Annotated in this window: 24 protein-coding genes; 6 read left to right on the forward strand and 18 right to left on the reverse strand. The window is 64.1% G+C overall.

From position 1 onward, the window contains the following. Positions 1–18 precede the first annotated feature (18 nt). Positions 19–1368, forward strand: a complete 1350-nt coding sequence (gene mgtE, locus DSAT_RS14045; protein ID WP_020888198.1) for a magnesium transporter — start codon at positions 19–21, stop codon at positions 1366–1368. A 73-nt stretch (positions 1369–1441) separates the two neighbouring features. Here the strand turns inward: mgtE and DSAT_RS14050 are convergent, their stop codons facing one another. From DSAT_RS14050 to ileS, 7 genes are all read right to left on the reverse strand, one after another. Continuing rightward, complete coding sequence (locus tag DSAT_RS14050; RefSeq protein ID WP_020888199.1) at positions 1442–2182, reverse strand: protein phosphatase CheZ; 741 nt, start codon at positions 2180–2182, stop codon at positions 1442–1444. Between the two features lie 18 nt (positions 2183–2200). After that, positions 2201–2731 (reverse strand): PilZ domain-containing protein, encoded by a 531-nt coding sequence (locus tag DSAT_RS14055; protein WP_020888200.1) that lies wholly within the window; start codon positions 2729–2731, stop codon positions 2201–2203. A gap of 19 nt (positions 2732–2750) precedes the next feature. Beyond that, on the reverse strand, positions 2751–3185 hold the full coding sequence (locus tag DSAT_RS14060; protein ID WP_020888201.1) for an NIL domain-containing protein: 435 nt from the start codon (positions 3183–3185) through the stop codon (positions 2751–2753). Between the two features lie 49 nt (positions 3186–3234). Further along, positions 3235–4080, reverse strand: coding sequence for a tol-pal system protein YbgF (ybgF, locus tag DSAT_RS14065; protein WP_020888202.1), 846 nt, complete (start codon positions 4078–4080; stop codon positions 3235–3237). Beyond that, the gene (locus DSAT_RS14070; protein ID WP_020888203.1) at positions 4077–4304 is read right to left on the reverse strand and encodes a PLDc N-terminal domain-containing protein; all 228 of its coding nucleotides are present in this window, start codon (positions 4302–4304) and stop codon (positions 4077–4079) included. The genes ybgF and DSAT_RS14070 overlap by 4 nt, the downstream gene beginning before the upstream one ends. Positions 4305–4440: 136 nt before the next feature. Beyond that, complete coding sequence (gene lspA / locus DSAT_RS14075) at positions 4441–4932, reverse strand: signal peptidase II (RefSeq protein WP_020888204.1); 492 nt, start codon at positions 4930–4932, stop codon at positions 4441–4443. Positions 4933–4936: 4 nt separating this feature from the next. Then, positions 4937–7759, reverse strand: a complete 2823-nt coding sequence (gene ileS / locus DSAT_RS14080) for an isoleucine--tRNA ligase (RefSeq protein WP_020888205.1) — start codon at positions 7757–7759, stop codon at positions 4937–4939. A gap of 269 nt (positions 7760–8028) precedes the next feature. Between ileS and fliM the strand changes: the two genes are divergently transcribed. Continuing rightward, on the forward strand, positions 8029–9006 hold the full coding sequence (fliM, locus tag DSAT_RS14085; protein WP_020888206.1) for a flagellar motor switch protein FliM: 978 nt from the start codon (positions 8029–8031) through the stop codon (positions 9004–9006). 47 nt (positions 9007–9053) lie between these two features. Here fliM and DSAT_RS14090 read toward each other — a convergent pair whose 3' ends face one another. The 3 genes from DSAT_RS14090 to DSAT_RS14100 form a co-directional block, all read right to left on the reverse strand. Then, entirely contained in the window at positions 9054–9419 is a 366-nt protein-coding gene (locus DSAT_RS14090; protein WP_020888207.1) for a YkgJ family cysteine cluster protein, read from the reverse strand. 181 nt (positions 9420–9600) lie between these two features. Next, entirely contained in the window at positions 9601–10017 is a 417-nt protein-coding gene (locus DSAT_RS14095) for a MarR family winged helix-turn-helix transcriptional regulator (protein WP_020888208.1), read from the reverse strand. Next, positions 10014–11954, reverse strand: a complete 1941-nt coding sequence (locus DSAT_RS14100; RefSeq protein WP_020888209.1) for a heavy metal translocating P-type ATPase — start codon at positions 11952–11954, stop codon at positions 10014–10016. Before DSAT_RS14100 ends, DSAT_RS14095 begins: the two co-directional genes overlap by 4 nt. Before the next feature lie 383 nt (positions 11955–12337). On the opposite strand from DSAT_RS14100, the gene DSAT_RS14105 reads away from it, so the two are divergent. The 4 genes from DSAT_RS14105 (at position 12338) to DSAT_RS14120 (ending at position 14391) form a co-directional block, all read left to right on the forward strand. Then, positions 12338–12619, forward strand: a complete 282-nt coding sequence (locus DSAT_RS14105; protein WP_040371371.1) for a hypothetical protein — start codon at positions 12338–12340, stop codon at positions 12617–12619. Positions 12620–12771: 152 nt separating this feature from the next. Next, positions 12772–13539, forward strand: a complete 768-nt coding sequence (locus DSAT_RS14110; protein WP_020888211.1) for a dimethylarginine dimethylaminohydrolase family protein — start codon at positions 12772–12774, stop codon at positions 13537–13539. 386 nt (positions 13540–13925) lie between these two features. Continuing rightward, a complete protein-coding gene (locus tag DSAT_RS14115) occupies positions 13926–14144 on the forward strand; it encodes a hypothetical protein (RefSeq protein ID WP_020888212.1) in 219 nt (72 codons plus the stop codon). Between the two features lie 4 nt (positions 14145–14148). Further along, positions 14149–14391: a hypothetical protein gene (locus tag DSAT_RS14120; RefSeq protein ID WP_020888213.1), complete on the forward strand. Its 243-nt coding sequence runs from the start codon at positions 14149–14151 to the stop codon at positions 14389–14391. 370 nt (positions 14392–14761) lie between these two features. Here the strand turns inward: DSAT_RS14120 and DSAT_RS14125 are convergent, their stop codons facing one another. The 8 genes from DSAT_RS14125 to DSAT_RS14160 form a co-directional block, all read right to left on the reverse strand. Further along, complete coding sequence (locus DSAT_RS14125; RefSeq protein ID WP_020888214.1) at positions 14762–15469, reverse strand: hypothetical protein; 708 nt, start codon at positions 15467–15469, stop codon at positions 14762–14764. Positions 15470–15481: 12 nt separating this feature from the next. Continuing rightward, positions 15482–15727: a hypothetical protein gene (locus DSAT_RS14130; protein ID WP_020888215.1), complete on the reverse strand. Its 246-nt coding sequence runs from the start codon at positions 15725–15727 to the stop codon at positions 15482–15484. Further along, entirely contained in the window at positions 15724–15966 is a 243-nt protein-coding gene (locus tag DSAT_RS14135; protein ID WP_020888216.1) for a hypothetical protein, read from the reverse strand. Before DSAT_RS14135 ends, DSAT_RS14130 begins: the two co-directional genes overlap by 4 nt. Next, positions 15963–16220: a hypothetical protein gene (locus tag DSAT_RS14140; RefSeq protein WP_020888217.1), complete on the reverse strand. Its 258-nt coding sequence runs from the start codon at positions 16218–16220 to the stop codon at positions 15963–15965. Before DSAT_RS14140 ends, DSAT_RS14135 begins: the two co-directional genes overlap by 4 nt. Positions 16221–16236: 16 nt before the next feature. Beyond that, positions 16237–17457: a primase-helicase zinc-binding domain-containing protein gene (locus DSAT_RS14145; RefSeq protein WP_020888218.1), complete on the reverse strand. Its 1221-nt coding sequence runs from the start codon at positions 17455–17457 to the stop codon at positions 16237–16239. After that, entirely contained in the window at positions 17454–18761 is a 1308-nt protein-coding gene (locus tag DSAT_RS15005) for an AAA family ATPase (RefSeq protein ID WP_020888219.1), read from the reverse strand. The genes DSAT_RS14145 and DSAT_RS15005 overlap by 4 nt, the downstream gene beginning before the upstream one ends. 1 nt (position 18762) lies before the next feature. Continuing rightward, the gene (locus tag DSAT_RS14155) at positions 18763–18969 is read right to left on the reverse strand and encodes a helix-turn-helix transcriptional regulator (protein WP_020888220.1); all 207 of its coding nucleotides are present in this window, start codon (positions 18967–18969) and stop codon (positions 18763–18765) included. A gap of 79 nt (positions 18970–19048) precedes the next feature. Further along, entirely contained in the window at positions 19049–19441 is a 393-nt protein-coding gene (locus DSAT_RS14160; protein ID WP_020888221.1) for a hypothetical protein, read from the reverse strand. Positions 19442–19507: the final 66 nt, after the last annotated feature.

Consider the following 19507-nt stretch of genomic DNA (forward strand, 5'->3'; position numbering starts at 1 on the left):
ATGGGATACCACGCCGCAATGCAGGAAAGTGAACATCAGGATTCCCAAGAGCAGCGCGACCTCACGCCTCCTTCCTCCGAAGGCGCGGCGCGCGCCATCGAGGAAGAGCATCCGGCGGACATCGCCTTGCGCCTTGAAGAGCTTGAATTCGAGGACCAGCTGCGCATCATCCGGTCCATGGCCCCTGGGGACGCGGCCGATTCCGTGGCCGAGATGGAGCGCCACGAGCGAGTCGAGCTTCTTGAGCGTCTGGACCCACGTCATGCGGCCGCGCTTGTGTCCGAGATGTCGCCCGACGATGCGGCGGACATCCTGGAAGAGCTTAAGGACGAGCACGCCTTGAACATCCTCGGCCGCGTGCCCAAGGAGGACGCAGCCGAGATCCGCAACCTCATGACATACGACCCGGACACCGCGGGTGGCGTCATGAACACCGAGATCGTCATCCTGGACGAGCGCCTGACCGCGGATCAGGCCATCCAGGTCATTCGCACCGAGATCAAGGACAAGGAAGTTCCGTACTACGCCTACCTGGTGGACGCCCAGGAGCGGCTTACGGGCGTTTTGTCCATGCGCGACCTGCTCTTGGCCCCGGCCGGGGAAATGCTCATGGACATGGCCAAGAACCAGGTGTTGGTCTCCGTGACTTTTGACGTGGATAGAGAGGAGGTGGCCCACCTCATCTCGAAGTACAGCTTTTTGGGCATTCCCGTGGTTGATTACGAGGACAGGCTGCTTGGCGTTGTCACTTACGACGACGTCATCGACATCATCCACGAGGAAGCCACTGAAGACATGCAGAAGATGGTGGGCGCGGGCTCGGACGAAACCGTGGACAGCCCATGGACCTATTCCATCCGAAAGCGCCTTCCCTGGCTCTTCGTCAACATGCTCAACTCCGCCGTGGCCGCCTATGTGGTGCATCTTTTCGAGGGCTCGATCGCCGAGATGGCCATTCTGGCGGTGCTCATGCCCATGGTGGCCAACCAGGCAGGCAATACCGGACAGCAAGCGCTGGCGGTCATGATCCGGCAAATGGCCGTGGACAAACTCGACCGCAAGAAATGCTGGTACGCGGTCTTCCGTGAGATCAAGATCGGGCTAGTGAACGGTATCTTCGTCTCGTTGATCGCGCTTGCGGCGGTCTTCCTGCTGACGGGTAAGGGCCTGCTCGCTTGTGTCATGGCCACGGCGCTTCTGCTCGACATGCTCGTCGGTTCGCTGGCGGGGGCGGGGATTCCGTTGATCCTCAAGAAGTTAGGCCGGGATCCTGCCCAGGCGTCGAGCATTTTCCTGACGACGCTCACGGACTCGCTGGGTTTCTTTTTCTTTCTGGGGCTGGCCCAGGTCTTCCTCATCGCGCGCTGACGCGTGTGAATCCCTGCCGCTGCGGCTGACCGTGTGACGCCTTCGGATGACGGCGCACGACGTGACGGCGGCGCTACTCCAGGCCGAGCTGGGCCATGAGGTCGTCCACGTCGGCCTGGCTGCTTTCGTTTTGCGGTCCCTTGAGCGTGGACACGCGCTGCCTGGCTTCGGCGTCGAGCTGCACCATGTCCTTTTCGGGATTCTGCTCCTTGGCTTTGATCTTCAGTCCCGTGCTGACGAAGAGGTCAAAGGTGATGCTTTCGATCTGCTTCACGGCCGCGATGACCCGCTTGATGCGCTGCCCGGTCAGATCCTGGAAGGAGAGGGCGGTCATGATGGTCATCAGGTCCTGTCCCAGTACTTCGTTGGCTGCAGCCACCTCGGCCAGAGCGTCGGGGCGGGGCTCGCCGTCCAAAAGTCCGGCGAGCTTCTCGGCCATGGCGGCCTGCGTCTCCATCTGCCGCTCCACGATGTCCATGATCTGGACCGTGGCCTCTTCCGTGGTTGTCAGGATCTGGTCGAGCTGATCCGAGGTCTCGTGCAGCAGCTCGCCCGTGCGCTCGCGTGTGGCCTGGACAGGAGCCGCTGCGCCATCCTGGCGCGTGGCGGTGTTGATCTCCTTGTAGATGCGCTTCAGTCCGTCCTGTAGATCGGTGGAGAGATGGCGGAAGAATTCGCCTTCGAGGAGCATGCGAGAGATGTTTTTCTGGATCTCTTTCTCCACGGAAAGCGCCACGGAGTGGCGCAGGTCGGCGGCGATGCGGTCGGAAACCTTGTCCAGAAGGGTAGCGATGAATTTTTCGTTGGCGTCCATGGCGTGCGGGGATGGAGGTTAGCGGTCGGCCCATTTTTGTTCGCGGATGCGGGCGCGTTGTTCCTTGAACACGAACTGGACGATCTGCTCCAGGTCGGGGTCGCGGACGCGAGTGAATTCCATGGCCCATACAGGATCTTTCCCGCCCCGCTCCAGGCGCACCACCTTGGCGATGGCGCTGGCCATGCGTAGCGGAAAGGCACTCAGGACGAGCACGATCTCGACGTGGTCGCCGGGCGAGAAGCGTTCGCGGGCGTGGCATTTGACCCCAGCCCCGCTGATCTCGGAGACCGACCCTTGGATGGGATAGTCGTCCTGGATCATCTTGCGGGAACTGAGGCTGATGAGAATGTCCAGCTTGCGGTTGAGGTCCAGGAGAAAGTCCGTGACTCCTTCGGGGAGATTGGACTTCTTCAGCGCGTCGCTGGTGTCGGTGTCGCAGCCGGGACAGTCGAAGCCCGTGGCGAATCCCGAATCTTCGGGCACACGCCGCATATAGACCCTGACGCCGGTCTCGACGCGGGAAAAGGTCCTCTTCTCGTCTCCCATGCGCGCCTCCTGGGCGCTCCTACTGGAGTGCCCCGTTTTCCATGTCCACTTCCATGGCCCGCACCGGGCAGACCTTGACGCACAAGCCGCAGCCCGAGCATTTCTCCGCATCGAAGACCACGGTGCGGCTTTGGGGATCGACCGCCAAGGCCTTGGTCGTGCACAGGGCGGTACACATGCCGCAATGCAGGCAAGACTCCTCGTCCCGCGATATCTTTTGGGCCACGGGCGTGACTTTGATGCCTTGGTTGTGCAGATAATCCGTGCCCTTGCGGTATCCCTCCTCGGTCCCCATGATTTCGAGGGTCATGAATCCTTCCTGACGAGGGGTGATCTGGGCCTTGAGGATATTAAAAACCAGATCGAAATTGCGCGCCAGATTACAGACCACCGGCTGGCTCGATTGGCCGGGAGGAAAAGTCAGATAGACGATTTTGCGATAGGTTGCGTTCATGTCGTTGCGTTCCATGCAGGGGGCGTGCCGGAGGGTTTGGGCTCGGCGGCTACCTGTTCTCTTCGATGATGCCTTTGGCCCTACGGGCTTCGGCAGAATTGGGGAATTGCTTGATGAGGTCGTCAAGCACGAGCTTGCCAGCCTTCTGGTTGCCAAGTCGGTAGAAAGACATGCCTTGCTTGAGCAACGCGGAGGGGTATTTGCTGCTTTTGGGATGCTTGGCGATGACCTCTTCGTACGCCAGCACAGCCCGTGAGTAGTCCTGCATCTGGTAGAATGCCTCGCCCTGCCAGAACAGCGCGTTGGCGACCAGGGAATGTTTGGGATAGGCCGTGACGAATTCAGCCCACAGTGATTGGGCGCGCGCGTATTCGCGGCTTTTGAACTGATCCAAGGCCTTGTCGTAGAGCGTCTTGGCCTGTGCCTCGGGAGAGGTGTCCAGGGGTTTTTGCGGTTCGTCCACGGCCGCGCCATCAGACGCGGTTTTGGGCGTCGAAGCGGCGTCGAGTCCCTCGATATCCAGGGCAAGCTGGGTGGAGAGCGCAAGGCGGATGGCATCCACCTCTTCACGGAGTTGGGTGATGGCGGCCTGGGTGTCCCTGGGGCCGCCATGATGGGTGATGGTCTGCACGTCGCCCTGGATGGCCGAAAGGCGCGATTTCAATTCCTCGATTTCGGCATGCATGTTGGCCTGGCTCGTGCGCACCTCGGACAGCGCCGCAAGCTGGCTGTCCATTTCATCGAGCTTGTCGCGCATTTCGTCGATACGCCTGCCTTGCATGTATACTTGGGATTGAAGGGTTTGGACTTCTGATTTGCTGACCACGCAGCCGGGGGCCGCGAGCAGCAGGATACAAAGTCCAAGGCCTATCGGCCCGCGTGTGCAAGTCGTCATGCGTTTTTCCTCCCGCGCTTCCGGCCGATTGCAATGTAGGCCAGAACGCCAAGAAAGGGGATGATGGTGACGAGTTGGATCCACAACATCTTTTCGTTGGTGGATGCGAACTCCCGGGCAAAGGCGTCGCGCAGCGACCACCAGGTCATGGCCACGAAGACGCCGACCACGCCGATGATGCCGTACCATGCCTGCATGGGCATGGTGACTCCGAGAATAGTCATGCGGTTTCCGTCTGTTTGATCGTTCGGCCGGCTCGAATGTATCCGGTCTGCCGAAAGGGGGTAATGCCTTTTGCCATCGAGGGCAAGTGGCAAGGACGTCCTGGGCGGTGTGGAGAAACGGCGGTCGGGCGGATGATCAGGAATCCTTTCGCCGCCGTCCGTCTGTCAGGACGTGCCAGACCAGACCTGCCGCGCCCACGCAGATGGCCGCATCGGCGACATTGAAGGCAGGCCAGTGCCAGTCGCCGACGTACAGGTCGACGAAATCCACGACGAAGCCGAAGCGCAGCCGGTCGATCAGGTTGCCCATGGCCCCGCCGAGCACGAGCCCGAGCGAGGCGACATAGACGCGTTCGTCGTCCCGCGCGGTGTAAAGCATCCAAAGTATGAGGCCGGCGGCAAGGATCGACACTGCCCCGAAGACCATGCTCGGCCAGGCGAGGTCCGGACGGTTCAGGAAACCGAAGGCCGCGCCCCGATTGGCCACGTTGACCAGATCGAAGAAACCCGGGATCACGGTGATCCGCTCCCAGGGTTGAATGTTCTCCAGGACCAGCGCCTTGGTGATCTGGTCGAGGACCAGAACGCCCAGGGCAAGGAGGCCGGCGGTCTTGAAGCGTTTGCGCATGGCTCTAGCCAGGGGCTCCGGAGCCGACCACGGCAGAGCAGCGCGGGCAGATGCGCGGGTGATCCGCGATGGTGCCCAGTTCGGGGCTGTAGACCCAGCAGCGTTCGCATTTTTCGCCCTCGGCCTTGCGCACGACCACGGATACGCCCTCAGGGGCCTCGGCGCTGGCGCTCGCGTCCTCGGGCGCGGGGGCGTCGGTGACCCCGGCCTCGGAGACGATGAGGAACTCCCGCAGATCAAGGCCCGAGGACTTCACCCCGGCGACGGTCTTGGCCGGGGCATGGATGGTCACGGCGGTGTCCAAGGAGTGGCCGATCTCACCGGCCTTGCGCAGCGGCTCGATGGCCCGGTTGACCTCCTCGCGCAGGGCGATGAAGCTCTCGAAGGCCGCTCGTTCGGCCGTGTCGAGCCGCTCCTCGGGCAGGAAGTCGAAGCGCTGTTCGAAGACCGTGACGCCCCGCGGCTTGATGGCCTCGGGCAGGTGCTGGAAGACCTCCTCGGCCGTGAAGGAGAGGATGGGGGCCATGTTCGTGGTCAGGGACATGAGCGCCTTCCAGAGCACGGTCTGGGCCGAGCGCCGCGCGAGCGAATCCTGGCCGGCGGTGTAGAGGCGGTCCTTGACGATGTCCAGGTAGAAGGCGGAGAGATCCGACACGCACAGGTCGAGGAGCGTGTGGAAGACCTTGTGGAACTGGAACGACTCATAGGCCTCGCGCACGCGCTCGTGGCTCGCGCGCAGGTTGTCCAGGGCGTAGCGGTCCAGGGGCTGCATCTGGGCGAAAGGCACGGCCTTCTCGGGTGAGAAGTCGGCCAGGTTGCCGAGCAGGAAGCGGCAGGTGTTGCGGATGCGGCGATAGCCGTCCACCAGGCGCGAGAGGATGTCGTCGGAGATGCGCACGTCGTCCTGATAGTTGACCGCCGAGACCCACATGCGCAGGATTTCCGCCCCGTTCTTGTCGATGATCTCCTGCGGGGCGATGACGTTGCCAAGCGATTTGGACATCTTGCGGCCGTCGCCGTCCACGACGTAGCCGTGGGTGAGCACGGCCTTGTAGGGGGCTGCGCCACGCGTGCCTACGCTGGCCAGGAGGGAACTGTGGAACCAGCCGCGATGCTGGTCCGTGCCTTCGAGGTATAGATCGGCCGGGAAACGGCACTCGGGGCGCTGCTCGACCACGGCGGCGAAGGACGTGCCCGAGTCGAACCAGACGTCGAGGATGTCGTCCTCCTTGGTCCACTCCTTGCCGCCGCACTCGGGGCAGGCGAGGTCCGCGGGCGCGACCTCCTCCACGGGCGCCTCGAACCAGTAGTCGCAGCCGCGCTCGTGCGTGGCGAAACGGTCCACCACGGAGAAGACCCAGTCCGGGTCCATGTAGGCATGATCACAGCCCTTGCACAACAGGGCTACGATGGGCACGCCCCAGGTGCGCTGGCGCGAGATGCACCAGTCGGGCCTGTTCTCGATCATTGAATGGATGCGCTCGCGGCCCCAGGCCGGAATCCAGCGCACTTCATTCATGATGGAGTCAAGCGCGGCCTTACGCAGGCCGGTCTTATCCATGGAGACGAACCACTGCGTGGTGGCCCGGAAGATGACGGGCTTTTTGCACCGCCAGCAGTGCGGGTAGGAGTGGGCCACGCTCTTTTGGGCCAGCAAAAGGCCCCGAGCCTTGAGCGTCTCGATGACCTTGGGGTTGGCCTCGAAGACGGTCAGCCCGGCGAATTCCGGCACGCTTTGCAGGAAGCGGCCTTGGTCGTCCAGGGGAGAGATGACGTCGAGACCGTAGCGCATGCCGGTCTCGTAGTCCTCGCGGCCGTGGCCGGGCGCGGTGTGCACCAGGCCCGAGCCCTGTTCCAGGGTCACGTAGTCGGCGATGACGACGGGCGAGGTGCGGTCGATAAAGGGATGGCGGGCCGTGAGCCCCTCCAGGGCCGCGCCCGTGGCCTCGCCCACGATCTCGTACTCCTTCCAGCCGAAGATCGCGGCGCAGGTTTCGAGCAATCCCTTGGCCAGCAGGTGGTCGGCCCCGTCCGCGCGCACGAGGACGTATTCGAGGTCGGGATGCACGGCCACGGCCACGTTGCCGGGCAGGGTCCAGGGGGTAGTGGTCCAAATGACCGCATGGGCCTTGGAGACGTCCGCGCCGGGAAAGATTTCGGCGAGCTTCCCGTCATTCAGGGGGAAGCGCACGAAGATGGAGGGCGAGGTGTGGTCGCCGTATTCGACCTCGGCTTCGGCCAGGGCGGTCTCGCAGTCCAGGCACCAGTAGATGGGCTTCTTGCCGCGCACCACCGCGCCGCTTTGGATGAAGCGCCCCAGTTCGCGCGCCGTGGCCGCCTCGTAGGCCGGGTCCATGGTCATGTAGGGCTTGTCCCACACGCCGAACACGCCCAGGCGCTTGAACTCCTTGCGCTGCACGTCGAGCCACTTGCGGGCGTAGTCGCGGCAGATGCGGCGCACCGTGAGCGTGGGCACGTCGGTCTTGCCCTTTTCCTTCAGTTCCTGAGCCACCTTGTGTTCGATGGGCAGACCGTGGCAGTCCCAGCCGGGCACGTATTCGGCCTTGAGCCCCATCATGTTGCGCGACTTGACGATGATGTCCTTGAGCACCTTGTTCATGGCCGTGCCCATGTGGATGTGCCCGTTGGCGTAAGGAGGGCCGTCGTGCAGCACGTAGCGCTCCTTGCCTTCGTTGGCCGCTACCATGTGGGCGTAGATGTCGTTCTTTTCCCAGAAGGCGAGCATTTTTGGCTCGTTCTGTTTGAGGTCGGCCTTCATGGGAAAGGTGGTCTTGGGCAGGCACAAGGTGGTCTTGTAGTCGCTCATGGGGTGGGGAACGCCTCCGTGTGAACGGCAATCCGGCCTCCCGGACCGCCGTGAATAATTGAAAACGTAACTATTGGAGGAAGGTCACGGGGAAGTCAAGGCGCAAGGCCTTGGCAGCCGGGGAGAAGGGGCCTTGCGAGTCGATTGAGATCGTGGATGGAACGATTCTTGATAGAAATCCTGGGCGACGGCAGTGGTGCGCCCTTTTCGCCGCCGTCGGATCGTGCTAGGAACACCAAATGGCGGCAATTGTCGCCTGGAGCGCGTGAATGGGCAAAATTCTCCAGCAAGACGAAGTCGACGCCCTGCTTCGGGGGCTTACCGGCGGTGAGGTCGAAACTGAGTCCGACGTCCCGGAAGAAGATTCCGGGGTCGTCTCCTTTGATCTTTCCAACCAGGACCGTATCATCCGTGGCCGCATGCCGGTCATGGAGATCGTCAACGACCGCTTTGCCCGCCTGTTCACGAACTCCATGGTCACGGCCATGCGCAAGCGCGTGGACGTGAACCCCATCTCGCTGGACATGTCCAAGTTCGGCGACTTCATGCGCTCGCTGCCTGTGCCCACGAGCATCAACATCTTCAAGATGGACCCGCTACGTGGCAACGGCTTGCTTATCGTGGACTCGCGACTCGTCTTCTCCCTGGTGGAGAACTTTCTGGGCGGGTCCGGGGGGCAGCCCAAGGTCGAGGGCCGCGACTTCACGGCCATCGAGCAGGGTCTCATCGACCGCGTGGTCAAAATATGCCTCTCGAACATGGAAGAGGCCTGGAACCCTGTGCACGAAGTGCACATCGAGTTGATCCGTTCCGAGGTCAACCCGCAGTTCGCGGCCATAGTTCCGCCTTCGGACGTGGTCATGGTCATCACTTACGAGGTGGAGCTCGAAAACGCCATCGGCTCGCTCATCTGCTGCCTGCCTTACGCCATGCTCGAACCCATCCGCTCCAAGCTGCACGCCTCCTTCCAATCCGAGCGACTGGAAGTTGACCATGCCTGGCACAATCGTTTCCGCGAACAATTGATGCAGATCTATGTGGAGATGGTTGTCCGGCTCGGCATGACGTCCATCACGGGCCGTCAGCTTTTGAACTTGGAGGAGGGCGACATCCTGCTCTTGGATACGGACGACGACGACACGCTCGAAGCCGAGGTGGAGGGCATCAAGAAGTTCTATGTCACTCCGGGCAAGGTCAAGAGCAACGCTGCCATACAGATCGTGCGCGAGGAAGAGCCGAAATTCTGACGCGCGACCGGCTTTTGCCGGGCTAGTATCAGCCGTCTTTTTGTCGCTTAGATCCAAAATCCCGGACACCCTACGGAGTCCGCATGTTCCCGCGTGGTCGGGAAGTCGCGGCAGTAGTCCGGCCGCAGATCGCGGATGTCGCAGCCAGCCAGCCCGTCCACGCGGCTGAACCAGGGGCAGCCGTCCTCGCACCAGAGCCCGGTCGCTGGGTCTATCCAAATGCGGTAGCCGACCAGACGGGAGCGTCCCTCGCCGTCCTCTTCGAGCAACGGTTGCGAGTAGCGCATTATATCCCAGCGTCCGGCCGTGATCCATCGACGCACGTCGTCTCGGCTGGCCGTGTTGCGAAACGAGTCGTCGAGACCCGTGCAGCAGTGCCCGCATCGTTTGCAGCGAAAATCGTGCGGCGGCATGTCGCCTCCCCGGATCGTCTCCGGCGCGCCGGTCCGGTATGAATTGGCGCAAGATCGGGACGAATCCGCATATCTTTCATCGCAGGACGAGTGGAGAAAGGCAAGGGGAGGCAACGCAGCAGACAGTGCCCTGGGGGGCGGTCTGAACAACGTTTCGGGCAAACGTGCTTTTCAGGACGGGCTAAAAACAGCCGTTCATCTTTTCGAGCGCGGCGATCAGTTGGGCGCGCTCTTCGGGTGTGAGGCTCGCGGTGATCTCCTCGGTCAGACGCATGTGTAGCGTGTCATGTTCCTCAAATGATTTCAGGCCCTTGGCTGTCAGTTCCACGAGCCAGGAGCGGCGATCGCGTTCGTGCGGCACCCGCCGGGCCAGGCCGCGCGATTCGAGCCGATCCACCTGCATGGTCAGGGTACCGGTGGTCACGCCCATCTTTTCGGCCAGTTCCTTCATGCGCATGGGGCCATGCGCGCCCAGGATTTCGATGGTGTGCATCTGGGGCAGGGTCAGCCCCTTGCCGCGCACCACGCAGTGTTCCCAGGAGGAAAGCTTCTCGTAGAACTCCACGATGGCGTGGGTCAGGCGGGGCAGGTCGCTCATGCATCGCTCCTAGCGCAGGCCGCGCTTTCAGGCAAGGGCCGTGAGCGGGTTACGCCCTGATCGCGGGCAAAGGCGAGCGAGGCCGCCGAGAGGACCACGATCACCGAGCCGATGTTGTGGGCCAGCGACGCCTGTAGCGGGCTGAGAAAACCCGCGCCCCCGCCCCACATGGCAAGGGCGTTGAAGGCGATGCCCAGGCCCGCGTTGATCTTCATGAGCGCCAGGGCCCGGCGCGAGAGCCGGATGAGGAAGGGCAGGGTGGAGATGTCGTCGCGCACCAGGGCGATGTCCGCGCTTTCGAGCGCCACGTGCGCGCCAAGTCCGCCCATGGCCACGCCCACGTCCGCCCGCGCCAGGGCAGGGGCGTCGTTCACCCCGTCGCCCACGAACATGACCCTGCGGCCCTGTTCGCGCGTATCCGAGAGAACCGAGAGCTTGCCTTCGGGCGTGAGACCGGCGTGGACTTCCTCTATGCCGACGTGTGCGGCCACTGCCTGGGCGGCCCGCTCGTGGTCGCCCGAGAGCATGGTCAGGCGCGAGATGCCTTCGTCGCGCAGGGCCGAAAGCGCAGCCGGGGCTTCGGCGCGCGGCGTGTCGCGCACGCTGAGGATGCCTACAGGCGTGCCGTCGCGCAGCACCACGAGCGGTGTCGCGCCGCGTTCGCGAATGCTGTCGAGCGTGTGACGCAACGACGCGGGCAGCGCCGATTCGTCGCCCGTGATGGCAGCGCCGCCGACCTCGATCCGGGAGCCGTCGAGGAGTCCCCGCACGCCCGCACCCGTTTCCTGGACGACGTCGCGGGCACGCTGCACGGCTACTCCCCGTTCGCGCGCGGCGTCCATGACGGCCACGGCCAGAGGATGTCCGCAGTCGGCCTCCACGCAGGCTGCAAGGGCCAAAACGTCCGCTTCGCCGAAGCCCTCGGCGGGGATGATCTCCTCGACCTTGGGGCGGCCCTCGGTCAGGGTTCCGGTCTTGTCGAAGAACACGGCATCCACCGAGGCCGCGGCTTCCAGGTGGCGGCCGCCCTTGACCAGCACGCCCGCGCGCGAAAGCCTGCCCACGGCGGCCACGGTGGCCGTGGGCGCGGCCATGATCAACGCGCAGGGACAGCCCGCGATGAGCACGGCCACGGCCCGGTTCGCCTCGCCCGAGAGCGCCCAGGCCAAGGCGGCGATGAAGAGCACCAGCGGCGTGAACCAGACCACGAAACGGTCGATGAAGCGGGTGGCTTGCGGCTTGTGCGCCTCGGCCTCCTCCACCAGGCGCACCACGCGGCCGAGCATGGTTTCCTCGCCCACTTTGCGCGCTTCGACCACCAGCACGCCGTTGTGGTTGAGCGTGCCCGCGAAGACCTCGTCGCCCGCGCACTTGTCCACGGGCAGGGACTCGCCCGTGATGGACGACTCGTCGAGCGCGCCGCGTCCCGAAAGGATTACTCCGTCCACGGGTACGCGGTCGCCCGGCCTGACCCGGAGCCTGTCGCCAGGCCGCACGGCCTCCATGGGCACCTCGTCCTCGTCCTCGCCGGAAAGCCTGCGGGCCTTCTCCGGGGCCACGGCCACGAGATCGCGGATGGAGCGCCGGGCCGAGTCGCTGACCATGCCTTCCACGATGGCCCCGAGCTTCATGATGAAGGCAACGCCCGCGGCGGTCAGGAATTCGCCCTGGATCAGGCAGGCCACGAGCGCCAAGCTGACCAGTTCGTCCACGTTGATGCGCCGTTCGAGCAGCCCTTCGGCCGCGCCTTTGATGATGGGCAGGCCGTTGATGGCGAAGGAGACGAGGGCCAGCCACACGGTCGCCGGGGCGAGGGAGGCCGAATATTCCGATCCGAGCGAGGCCAGGGCCAAAAGCCCGCCGAGCAGGCACAGCGCCAGGTCGCGCCGGGGCAAGAGATCGCGGTATTCTCCGAGCGAAGCGAAACGGCCGATCATTTCCGACTCCTTTGCGGCGTGCCGGGACTCATTTCCGATTCACACGCCGTTCACGGAGGGAATAGGGAAATAAAGATTGATAGTCAAGATAGTCATATGGTAAAATTCTCGCCACACAATATTCTTTATGTGCGAGCATTATATCTGACGAGTGTTTCAGGGAGTTTTCGCAAGCGTCGGACTTGATTGCACACGTTGTCGGTCTGGCGTCTCCCTGGGGGACGGGATCGCATGCCTTGTGCGTGTTTCATTGGCAGATTGCGGACCCGTATGGCAGAGGACTTTGAACCGGTGGCGGACAAGGCGGGCCGAACGTGTTAGACGGGACGGCGAATGCGGCTTCGCGGTCAGCAAGCCCGTGTCGCTGGCCTGGGAGAAACGGCATGGATGCAGAGAGGGAGGACGCGATCATGGAGCAGGAGCCGTTTGCGGTTTTCGGCGAATTCACGTTTTTCAAGTCCGTGGCCGGAGACGACGATCCGCGTCCGGTGATCGAGATTCGCCACCGCGGGAAGCCCTTCATGGACCTGAGGGCCGAACCGGCGCGCAAGCTCTTCCCGGTCAAGGCGTCGGATGCGCGCATGCGACAGTTCTGCCGCAAGTTCGCCGAGAACGAGGCCTTCCGGAACGCCGTCCTGGTCAAGGACGCCTTTTCCTGCTGCTGACGCGAGGGTTTCCGGGCCGAGAGTGAACAGAGAGCTTGGTCACACGGCAGGAAGCCAGGAGGAAAAACGGGCGACCGAAGGGGTTTACAGCCTGTGCCGGGCGCGGCTACAACGCGGGCCTTCCATCAACCGGAACCTTGGAGCCCGCCCGCATGTTCAGCCACGCTCTCGTCCGCGTTCCCTGCGAAAATTTCGCCTCGGGCCTTACGACGTCGAGCCGCCTCGGCGCACCCGACCATGGCCTGATGCTGCGCCAGCACGACGCATACGTCGAGGCGTTGCGCGGTCTTGGCCTGACGGTCATCACCCTGCCGCCCGAGGACGCTTTTCCCGACGCCCATTTCGTGGAAGACGTGGCCGTAGTCACGCCCGAGGTGGCCGTCATCACCAACCCCGGCGCTCCCGCGCGCAACGGCGAGCAGACCAGCGTCGCGCCGGTCCTTGGGCGCTACAAGCCGCTGGCGCGCATCGAGTCCCCAGGCTTCATGGACGGCGGAGACGTGCTGCTCGTTGACCGGCGTTTCTTCGTCGGTCTCTCCGAGCGGACCAACGCCGAGGGAGTCCGCCAGTTCGCGGAAATAGTTGGAGCCCACGGCTATACGGTTGACGCCGTGCCCGTGGAGAAGGGGCTGCACTTCAAGTCCGGCGTGAACCACGTGGGCGGGAAAACGCTTCTGGTGACGCCGGATTTTGCGGGTCTGGACGTGCTGGCCGGGTACGACCTGCTGGTGACCCCGCAAGGGGAGGAATACGCCGCCAACACGCTGCTCGTGAACGACGCCTTGATCACGCCGACGGGATTTCCGGGCGTACGCGCCTTGATAGACGGCCTGGGGCTAAGGGTGATCGAACTGGACATGAGCGAGACGCAGAAGATGGACGGCGGGTTGACCTGCCTGTCCCTGCGCTTCGCCGTGTAGCAGGCTGCGCCAAGCGCCATCTGCCGCGTTTTTTGAGCAGGCTGCGTATGCGAACCGTCTGCCAGCAGTTGTTCAACATTCTTGTAGGCTTGCCGCAGCAGTCGCCTACAGAAGGCGATGCGCGCTAACGAAAAAAGGCGGAGAGCAATCTCCGCCTTTTGGCGTTTCATGAAAGAAATTTGGTGGGGCGGCGTCAATCGCACCATGCGCCTATCATTTCGATATAGATGACAAATGATGATTGGCGATTTCGCATGTTGCCCCCAAAGTTGCCCCCAGGTTGAACGGGTAGGGCTCTATGGAACGCCCCTCGCACGATGATTTTTGCTGCGCGGCTGGCCCGGTCGTGGTAGTATTTTCTACGCCCTGAAATGGAGGTGGCGCGCATGACGCTCGACAAGGCCATCGTGAAGTCGTTCCCGACCGGGTACATCCTCCACGACAAGTCCGGATTCAACCGGTTCACGCTCAAGGCCCCGGCCTGGCTGATAATCGAGCATTGGGGCCAGACCGATGACGGGCTTGAATGGTTCGTGGCCGTGACCGGCGTGCAACACAAGTCCATGTCGGACGGCATCGAGGAACTTCAACGCCTGCGGGGGTAGGAAAGTGGCCGACGAGAAGAAAATGGATGACCTTGACCGCATGATTGAAGCCAACATGGCGCGCATGACGCCAACCCGCTTGGCAAAGATCGCCTGGGCCAAGGCCAACGCGCATCTGTTCACCGACACCATGCCGCCCATGCCGCCGGATTCGGCCGAGGTGAAGGCCGCGCAGGAGACGGTGCGGCGGATTATGTCGGGCGAGCCTGCGCGGGATGGGCCGGACGGGAAAGAGCCGGGCGATTGACCGGAGGTTGCAGGCGCGATAGGATGAAAACTGGGAGATTCCGGCCCTTGGAAGTGGGGGCCGGGTGGGAGTCCGAAGTTTACATATCGCTAGTTATGGTGCGCATATCCCGGAAGTGGGAGTATGGCCCCGCTCTCGGGCCTATTTTCCCCTCGAAGTGGTAGCTGAACCGCATCCGGCAGCCAGACCCCGACCGAAACGACCTCGCCCCGAAGCCCTGGCTGCCCGTCTGACGCATTTTCAGGCCTCGGCCCGACAAAGGGCGTGGGCGAGCCTGGGAAGACGCAGCAGAGGGCCGTTTCTGCGCGAAAAAGGGCGGCCCCTTTCGAGAGCCGCCCCGGAACCGTCCAGAACAGGACAGCGGGGAGGGCTAGAGTCCCTTGGACACTCGATGGACCGGATCGAACCGCGCCGGGGCAGTCTGACGCGCGATGGCCTCCAACGGAGCCAACGCCTTGCGAGCACGGGTGAAGTTGTGATTCATGACGTTGGCCAGCGCGCGGAGGTCGTCGGCCGTGGCGGCGCTCGTGGGGTCGATCCGAGCGGCGAGGCGACGTTCAACGGACTGGCGCAGGCTCTCGGAGGCCAGCCCGAGGCAGCGCGGGGCGCGGATAATGGCGTTCAGAAGCTCGAAATCGCCCTGGGCCAGGGCCTCGCTCAGGCGGTTTTCGCGGAAGGCGGGATCTTGCTCGGCGAACCAGCGTCGAATTTCCCCGGCGCGGACTTCATCGGCCGCTTTGTCGCCGGTGCTCGCGGCGGTCGCGGCACGGGACGCAGCGGCGTTGAGGGCGTTGGCCATGTTGCCCGAGCGGTCGGAGATGTTCTTCGTGAATTCCGCCTCGGCCGCATCGAGAAACGCGGCCTTCTCGGCGTAAAGCTCCGTCTTCCTTGCATTTTTTCCTTCATCGGAAAGATTTTTGTCGTTGTCGATGGCCGCGAGGCGTTGTTCGAGGTCGGCCGCGTCAGCGTGCAGGCGGGCAACGTGGGCTTCAAGTTCGTGCTCCAAGGCCTCGCCGTTGATGGGCGAGAACGCAGTCTCGGTGATGAAAAGCGTGTCGCGTTCGTTCAGGACTTTCATGGTGGGTCTCCGTTATGCGGCGTCCGGCGCGTCGCCGGGGTTGAGGTTTGCGGGCTGGCCAATGATGAGCGGCGAGGTCGTCGAGCGTTCAACGCGGCCGACGAACTGACGCTCGGTTTCGCCGGGGTCGCGGGTGAATGTCTCGCCTCGGCAGGACTCGGCCCCGGCTAGGTCGTCGCCGTTAACGATCCACAAGGGCTGATGACGCCGGGCACGGTTGGCTGCTTCGAGGCGCTGAACACGGTTGAGCAGGTTCATGCTGCCTCCGGGCCTGGGGCCGGTTCAGGGCGTCGGCGGCACGCGGTTTGAACCACGACGTGCAGGCCGGACGGGCTCGGGTTCGCGTCGCGGGCCTCGGACTCGCTGGCGTAGGCCTGACCGCCCACGCTGGCCGTGCCGTCGAGGTGGCGGATTATGACGACGGTAGGCTGCACCGGCCTGCGGGACTCTACCGCGCGCTCCAAGTCAACAATGCGCCGGGTGAGAATGCGTCTCATGGGTTCTCCCTTGCTTGTTCTTCGAGTCGAGCGAGGCGGGCTTCAATGTCGCCGTCCTTGATGCAACCCGAAAGCAGGTTGAGCAGATAGCCGAGTTTGGTTGCCAAACCGGCGTCCACCTTCCCCTCCCTGGTTTCATGGACCAGGCTGGCGAGGTAGCGTCTCACGTCCTCCAGGCTCTTCAGTCGCGGGCGGCGCGGGGGGTGTCCGGCGGGATTCCCGCGCGGGGCCTTGGTTCCGGTGGGTTTTTTCATGACAAAAACTCCTTGCTCATGCCGCTTCTCGAAGACAGGCCGCGCAGAAATTCGAGCCCCCGCGCCGCACTCGAAAAAGCGCGCTTCCGCAGGGGCACAGGTCGGGGCAAAGCCATTTGGACCTTGGCCGCAGGCGGGGCGCTGGCTGCGTTTTTTCCTTCGGCGCGGGGGTTGTGTCGGGCTTGGCCTCGAAAACGTCTCCTGCTTCATCCTGGCGCGAAGTTTCGATCAATCCGGCCTTGATCCATGCTCGAACAAGGGCAGGTGTTCCGGCGAGGTCGCCCACGTCTTTGCCCTGCGGCACCGGCCAGGGGCGGGCCTGGGGAAGGTTCTCGGCCCACCATGGCCATGCGGCCCGGCCTGCATCGTCGAAGTCCAGGGCCACGAGGACCAGCGGCGCGGCGCGAAGGTAGGCGGTCATATCGGCGTCGGGCTTTCCGGTCGCGGTCCCGAGGGCGAGAGTCCCGGCGAGGTCGCAGGCCTCCTGCCAGACAAGCACGGCGTCAAGCTCGGACTCGACCACGACCACGGGCAGGCCGGTGGAGCCGAGAGCCAGGCCGGGCGCACTTCCCGCGACGGCGACATACTTCGGCCGCTCGTCTTCGGGCGTCCAGGCGGCCCGGCGGACCTTCAGGGCAACGAGGCCGGACTTGCGGCGGCTCGGGAGGGTCATCCCGGCAGGAAGCCAGACTTTGCGGGGCTTGCCCGTCTTGGGGTTGATCTCCGGCGGCAGCCCCCAGGCTTCGCGATCCTCGAACCGGTCGGCGGGGTTCCAGCCGATGGTCAGGCGGCGCACTGTCTCGGCTGTCAGGCCACGGCTTGTGGCGTAGGCCAAGCCCTCGGAACCGGGCGGCAGGTGGGCGGCGCACTCGGCGGCGAAACGGGCGGCACGGTCCTGCCAGGTGGAGGGCGGCACGGTCGCGGGCTTCGGTTCCCAGGTCCGGCGGACAGGCGGGACATGTCCGGCTTGTCCCGTCCGTGTCCGTGGCTCGACGCGTAGCGCGGTGCAGGCCTGGGCGTAGGAAAGGCCGTCGCGCTCCCGCAGGAAGGCGATGCCGTCACCGGCCTTACCGCAGCCTCGGCAGAAGAACCGCCCTCCAGCATCGCCGCTCGGGTGGTCCGGCCAGATGCGGAACCGGTCGCGTCCTCCGCAGAATGGGCAAGGGCCTGCCCACTCGCCGTTCGAGGTTCCGGCGACGTGTTTCAGCCCGGCAGGGATCATATCCAGCAAGTTCATGCGTCGGACTCCCCTGGGCGGGACAACCGGGACACCCCTTTAGGGGTGTGTCCCGTTATGTCCCGCTCGGGACATGGGGACAGGTGCGGGACATGTCCCGCTTTGTCCCGCTGTCCCGCAGGCCAGTAGCGGTCAGATTCCGTCTCGACATGCCCGGATTCGAGGAGGCCAGCCACAGCCCGGCCGAAAGCCTTCCGCTTGGCGCTTTGGTCGTCTGACGGGGTGATCCCGTTGCGGTAGGCGGCCTCCCGCCAAATCTCGATGTGCGCCCAGCCATCGACCTCGCAGCACGTCCGCAGGGCGTCCATGGCCCTGGACTTCGCCCCCGTCAGGCCCTTGGGCCTCTTGCCGGGAGCCTCGACGCGCCGAAGGACCACGGATGTGATTTCGCGCCCCGTTTCGGGGTCGGCCCAGGAGCAGCCCACGTCCTCGGGCTCGAATGCGAGGTCGGGCGGCTCGGGGTGGTCCTTGCTCTTTGTGCAGTGCAAGACGCGCGTTTCGTCCCGCGCTTCAAGACGAAATTCCCAATCGAGGGCAGCCCGCAGGGCGGACGATCCGCGCGAACGATCCTTGTCAGCCAAGCCGGAGTGGTGGACCAGCAGCACGGCACAGCCGAGGCGGGCCTTGAGTTGGTCGATGGCCGCGATGAAGCGGGACATGTCCGAGGTGCTATTTTCGTCACCGGGGCCGAAGCACCGCGCCAAAGTGTCAATTACCACCAAGGCGGGCGCGCCGTGTTGCTCGGCCAGGGCGGCTACGGCCAGGGTCACGGCCTCGGCTGATACTGCGTCGAGGAACTGGACGGTCTGCGCGGCCACAAAGAATGGCAACCGATCGTCAACCTTGTCGTGCTCGATCAGCCAGGCCCGGATGCGCTTGGACAGCCCCGAGAGGCCTTCTCCGGCGATGTAGAAGACCGGGCCGGGCCGGGGCACTTCGTTGCCGTGCCAAGCCATGCCCGAGGCGATGCACAAGCCCAGGTCAATGGCGGCGAAGGACTTCATGCTTCCGCTCGGGCCAAAAAGGCAGCCCAAATTCCCCGCCTCAAGAAACCCGCGAACGAGCCATTGAGGCGGCCGGGGCTCGCGCAACATTTCGTCCAGGCCCACGAAGCGGAACGTAGGGACCGCAGCCGGGCCGGGTTGTTCCTGGGGCTTCTCGGCAGCGCGGAACGTCTCGGCCCGCGCCTCGACTTGACGTCGGATTTCGTCCAGGTCGATGACCGGCGGCGGTCCTTCTGCGGGCGGGGCCTCTTCGCGCGGCGCGATCTCCGCGTACTCGGCCCAGGTATCGGCGGCGCTCATATTAGGCGGCCTGTTGACCGGCTTCTTCGATGAATCGGCGCACGTCGTCCTCGCGCCAAGCCGTCGTGCGCGGGCCGATCTTGACCGGAGCAGGGAAGCGGTTCTGCTTCACCCACAGCCAGATGGTGGACTTGCCGACCGGGACGCGGGCCAAAACTTCCGGCAGGCGGAGAAGGCGGGCGGGGCTGGGATGATTCGTCGTGTCCATGCTTGGACCTCCTTGGTTGAGGCAAGCATGGCTGGACCAGCACTGATGTTAAAGCCAAAGAAATACGGATTTGATTACACTACTCTTTCAGCACCTCCCGCGCAATTTTGGCATGTTCTTCGGCGACACCTGGGAAACACTGTAGGGCCTTGCGGAGGGTGCTATCAGATGCGCCCAGAGCGCGGCAAACTTGGTCCCGTGCGTCGTCCTCGTTAATCGGCCCTCCCGGCGTCCCGATGGTGGCGCGGGCCATGCCCAGGGCCACACACAAGAGGCGATCCCGCCAAGCCGTTTCCCACGGCGCGGCACGGCGGCCTCTTTTGTCCCTGCGGTCCGGATCGAGCTTGTCCGCCAGTATGGCGCAGATGTTGGGGGGTAATGGGCTTTTCCGCTCGCGTAGCGCCTCGGCCACCTCTGCCCATCTTCGCAGGTGAATTTTGGCCTCAAGGTCAGCGTCAGCCAGATCAACCATTTCAAGCCCTCCCGTGGCTTGCCTCCCATGAATCCCGCGCCCGCCGGTGGGAGTGCCGGTTTTCGC

Origin of the sequence: Alkalidesulfovibrio alkalitolerans DSM 16529 (assembly GCF_000422245.1) — a bacterium.
Classification (GTDB): domain Bacteria; phylum Desulfobacterota; class Desulfovibrionia; order Desulfovibrionales; family Desulfovibrionaceae; genus Alkalidesulfovibrio; species Alkalidesulfovibrio alkalitolerans.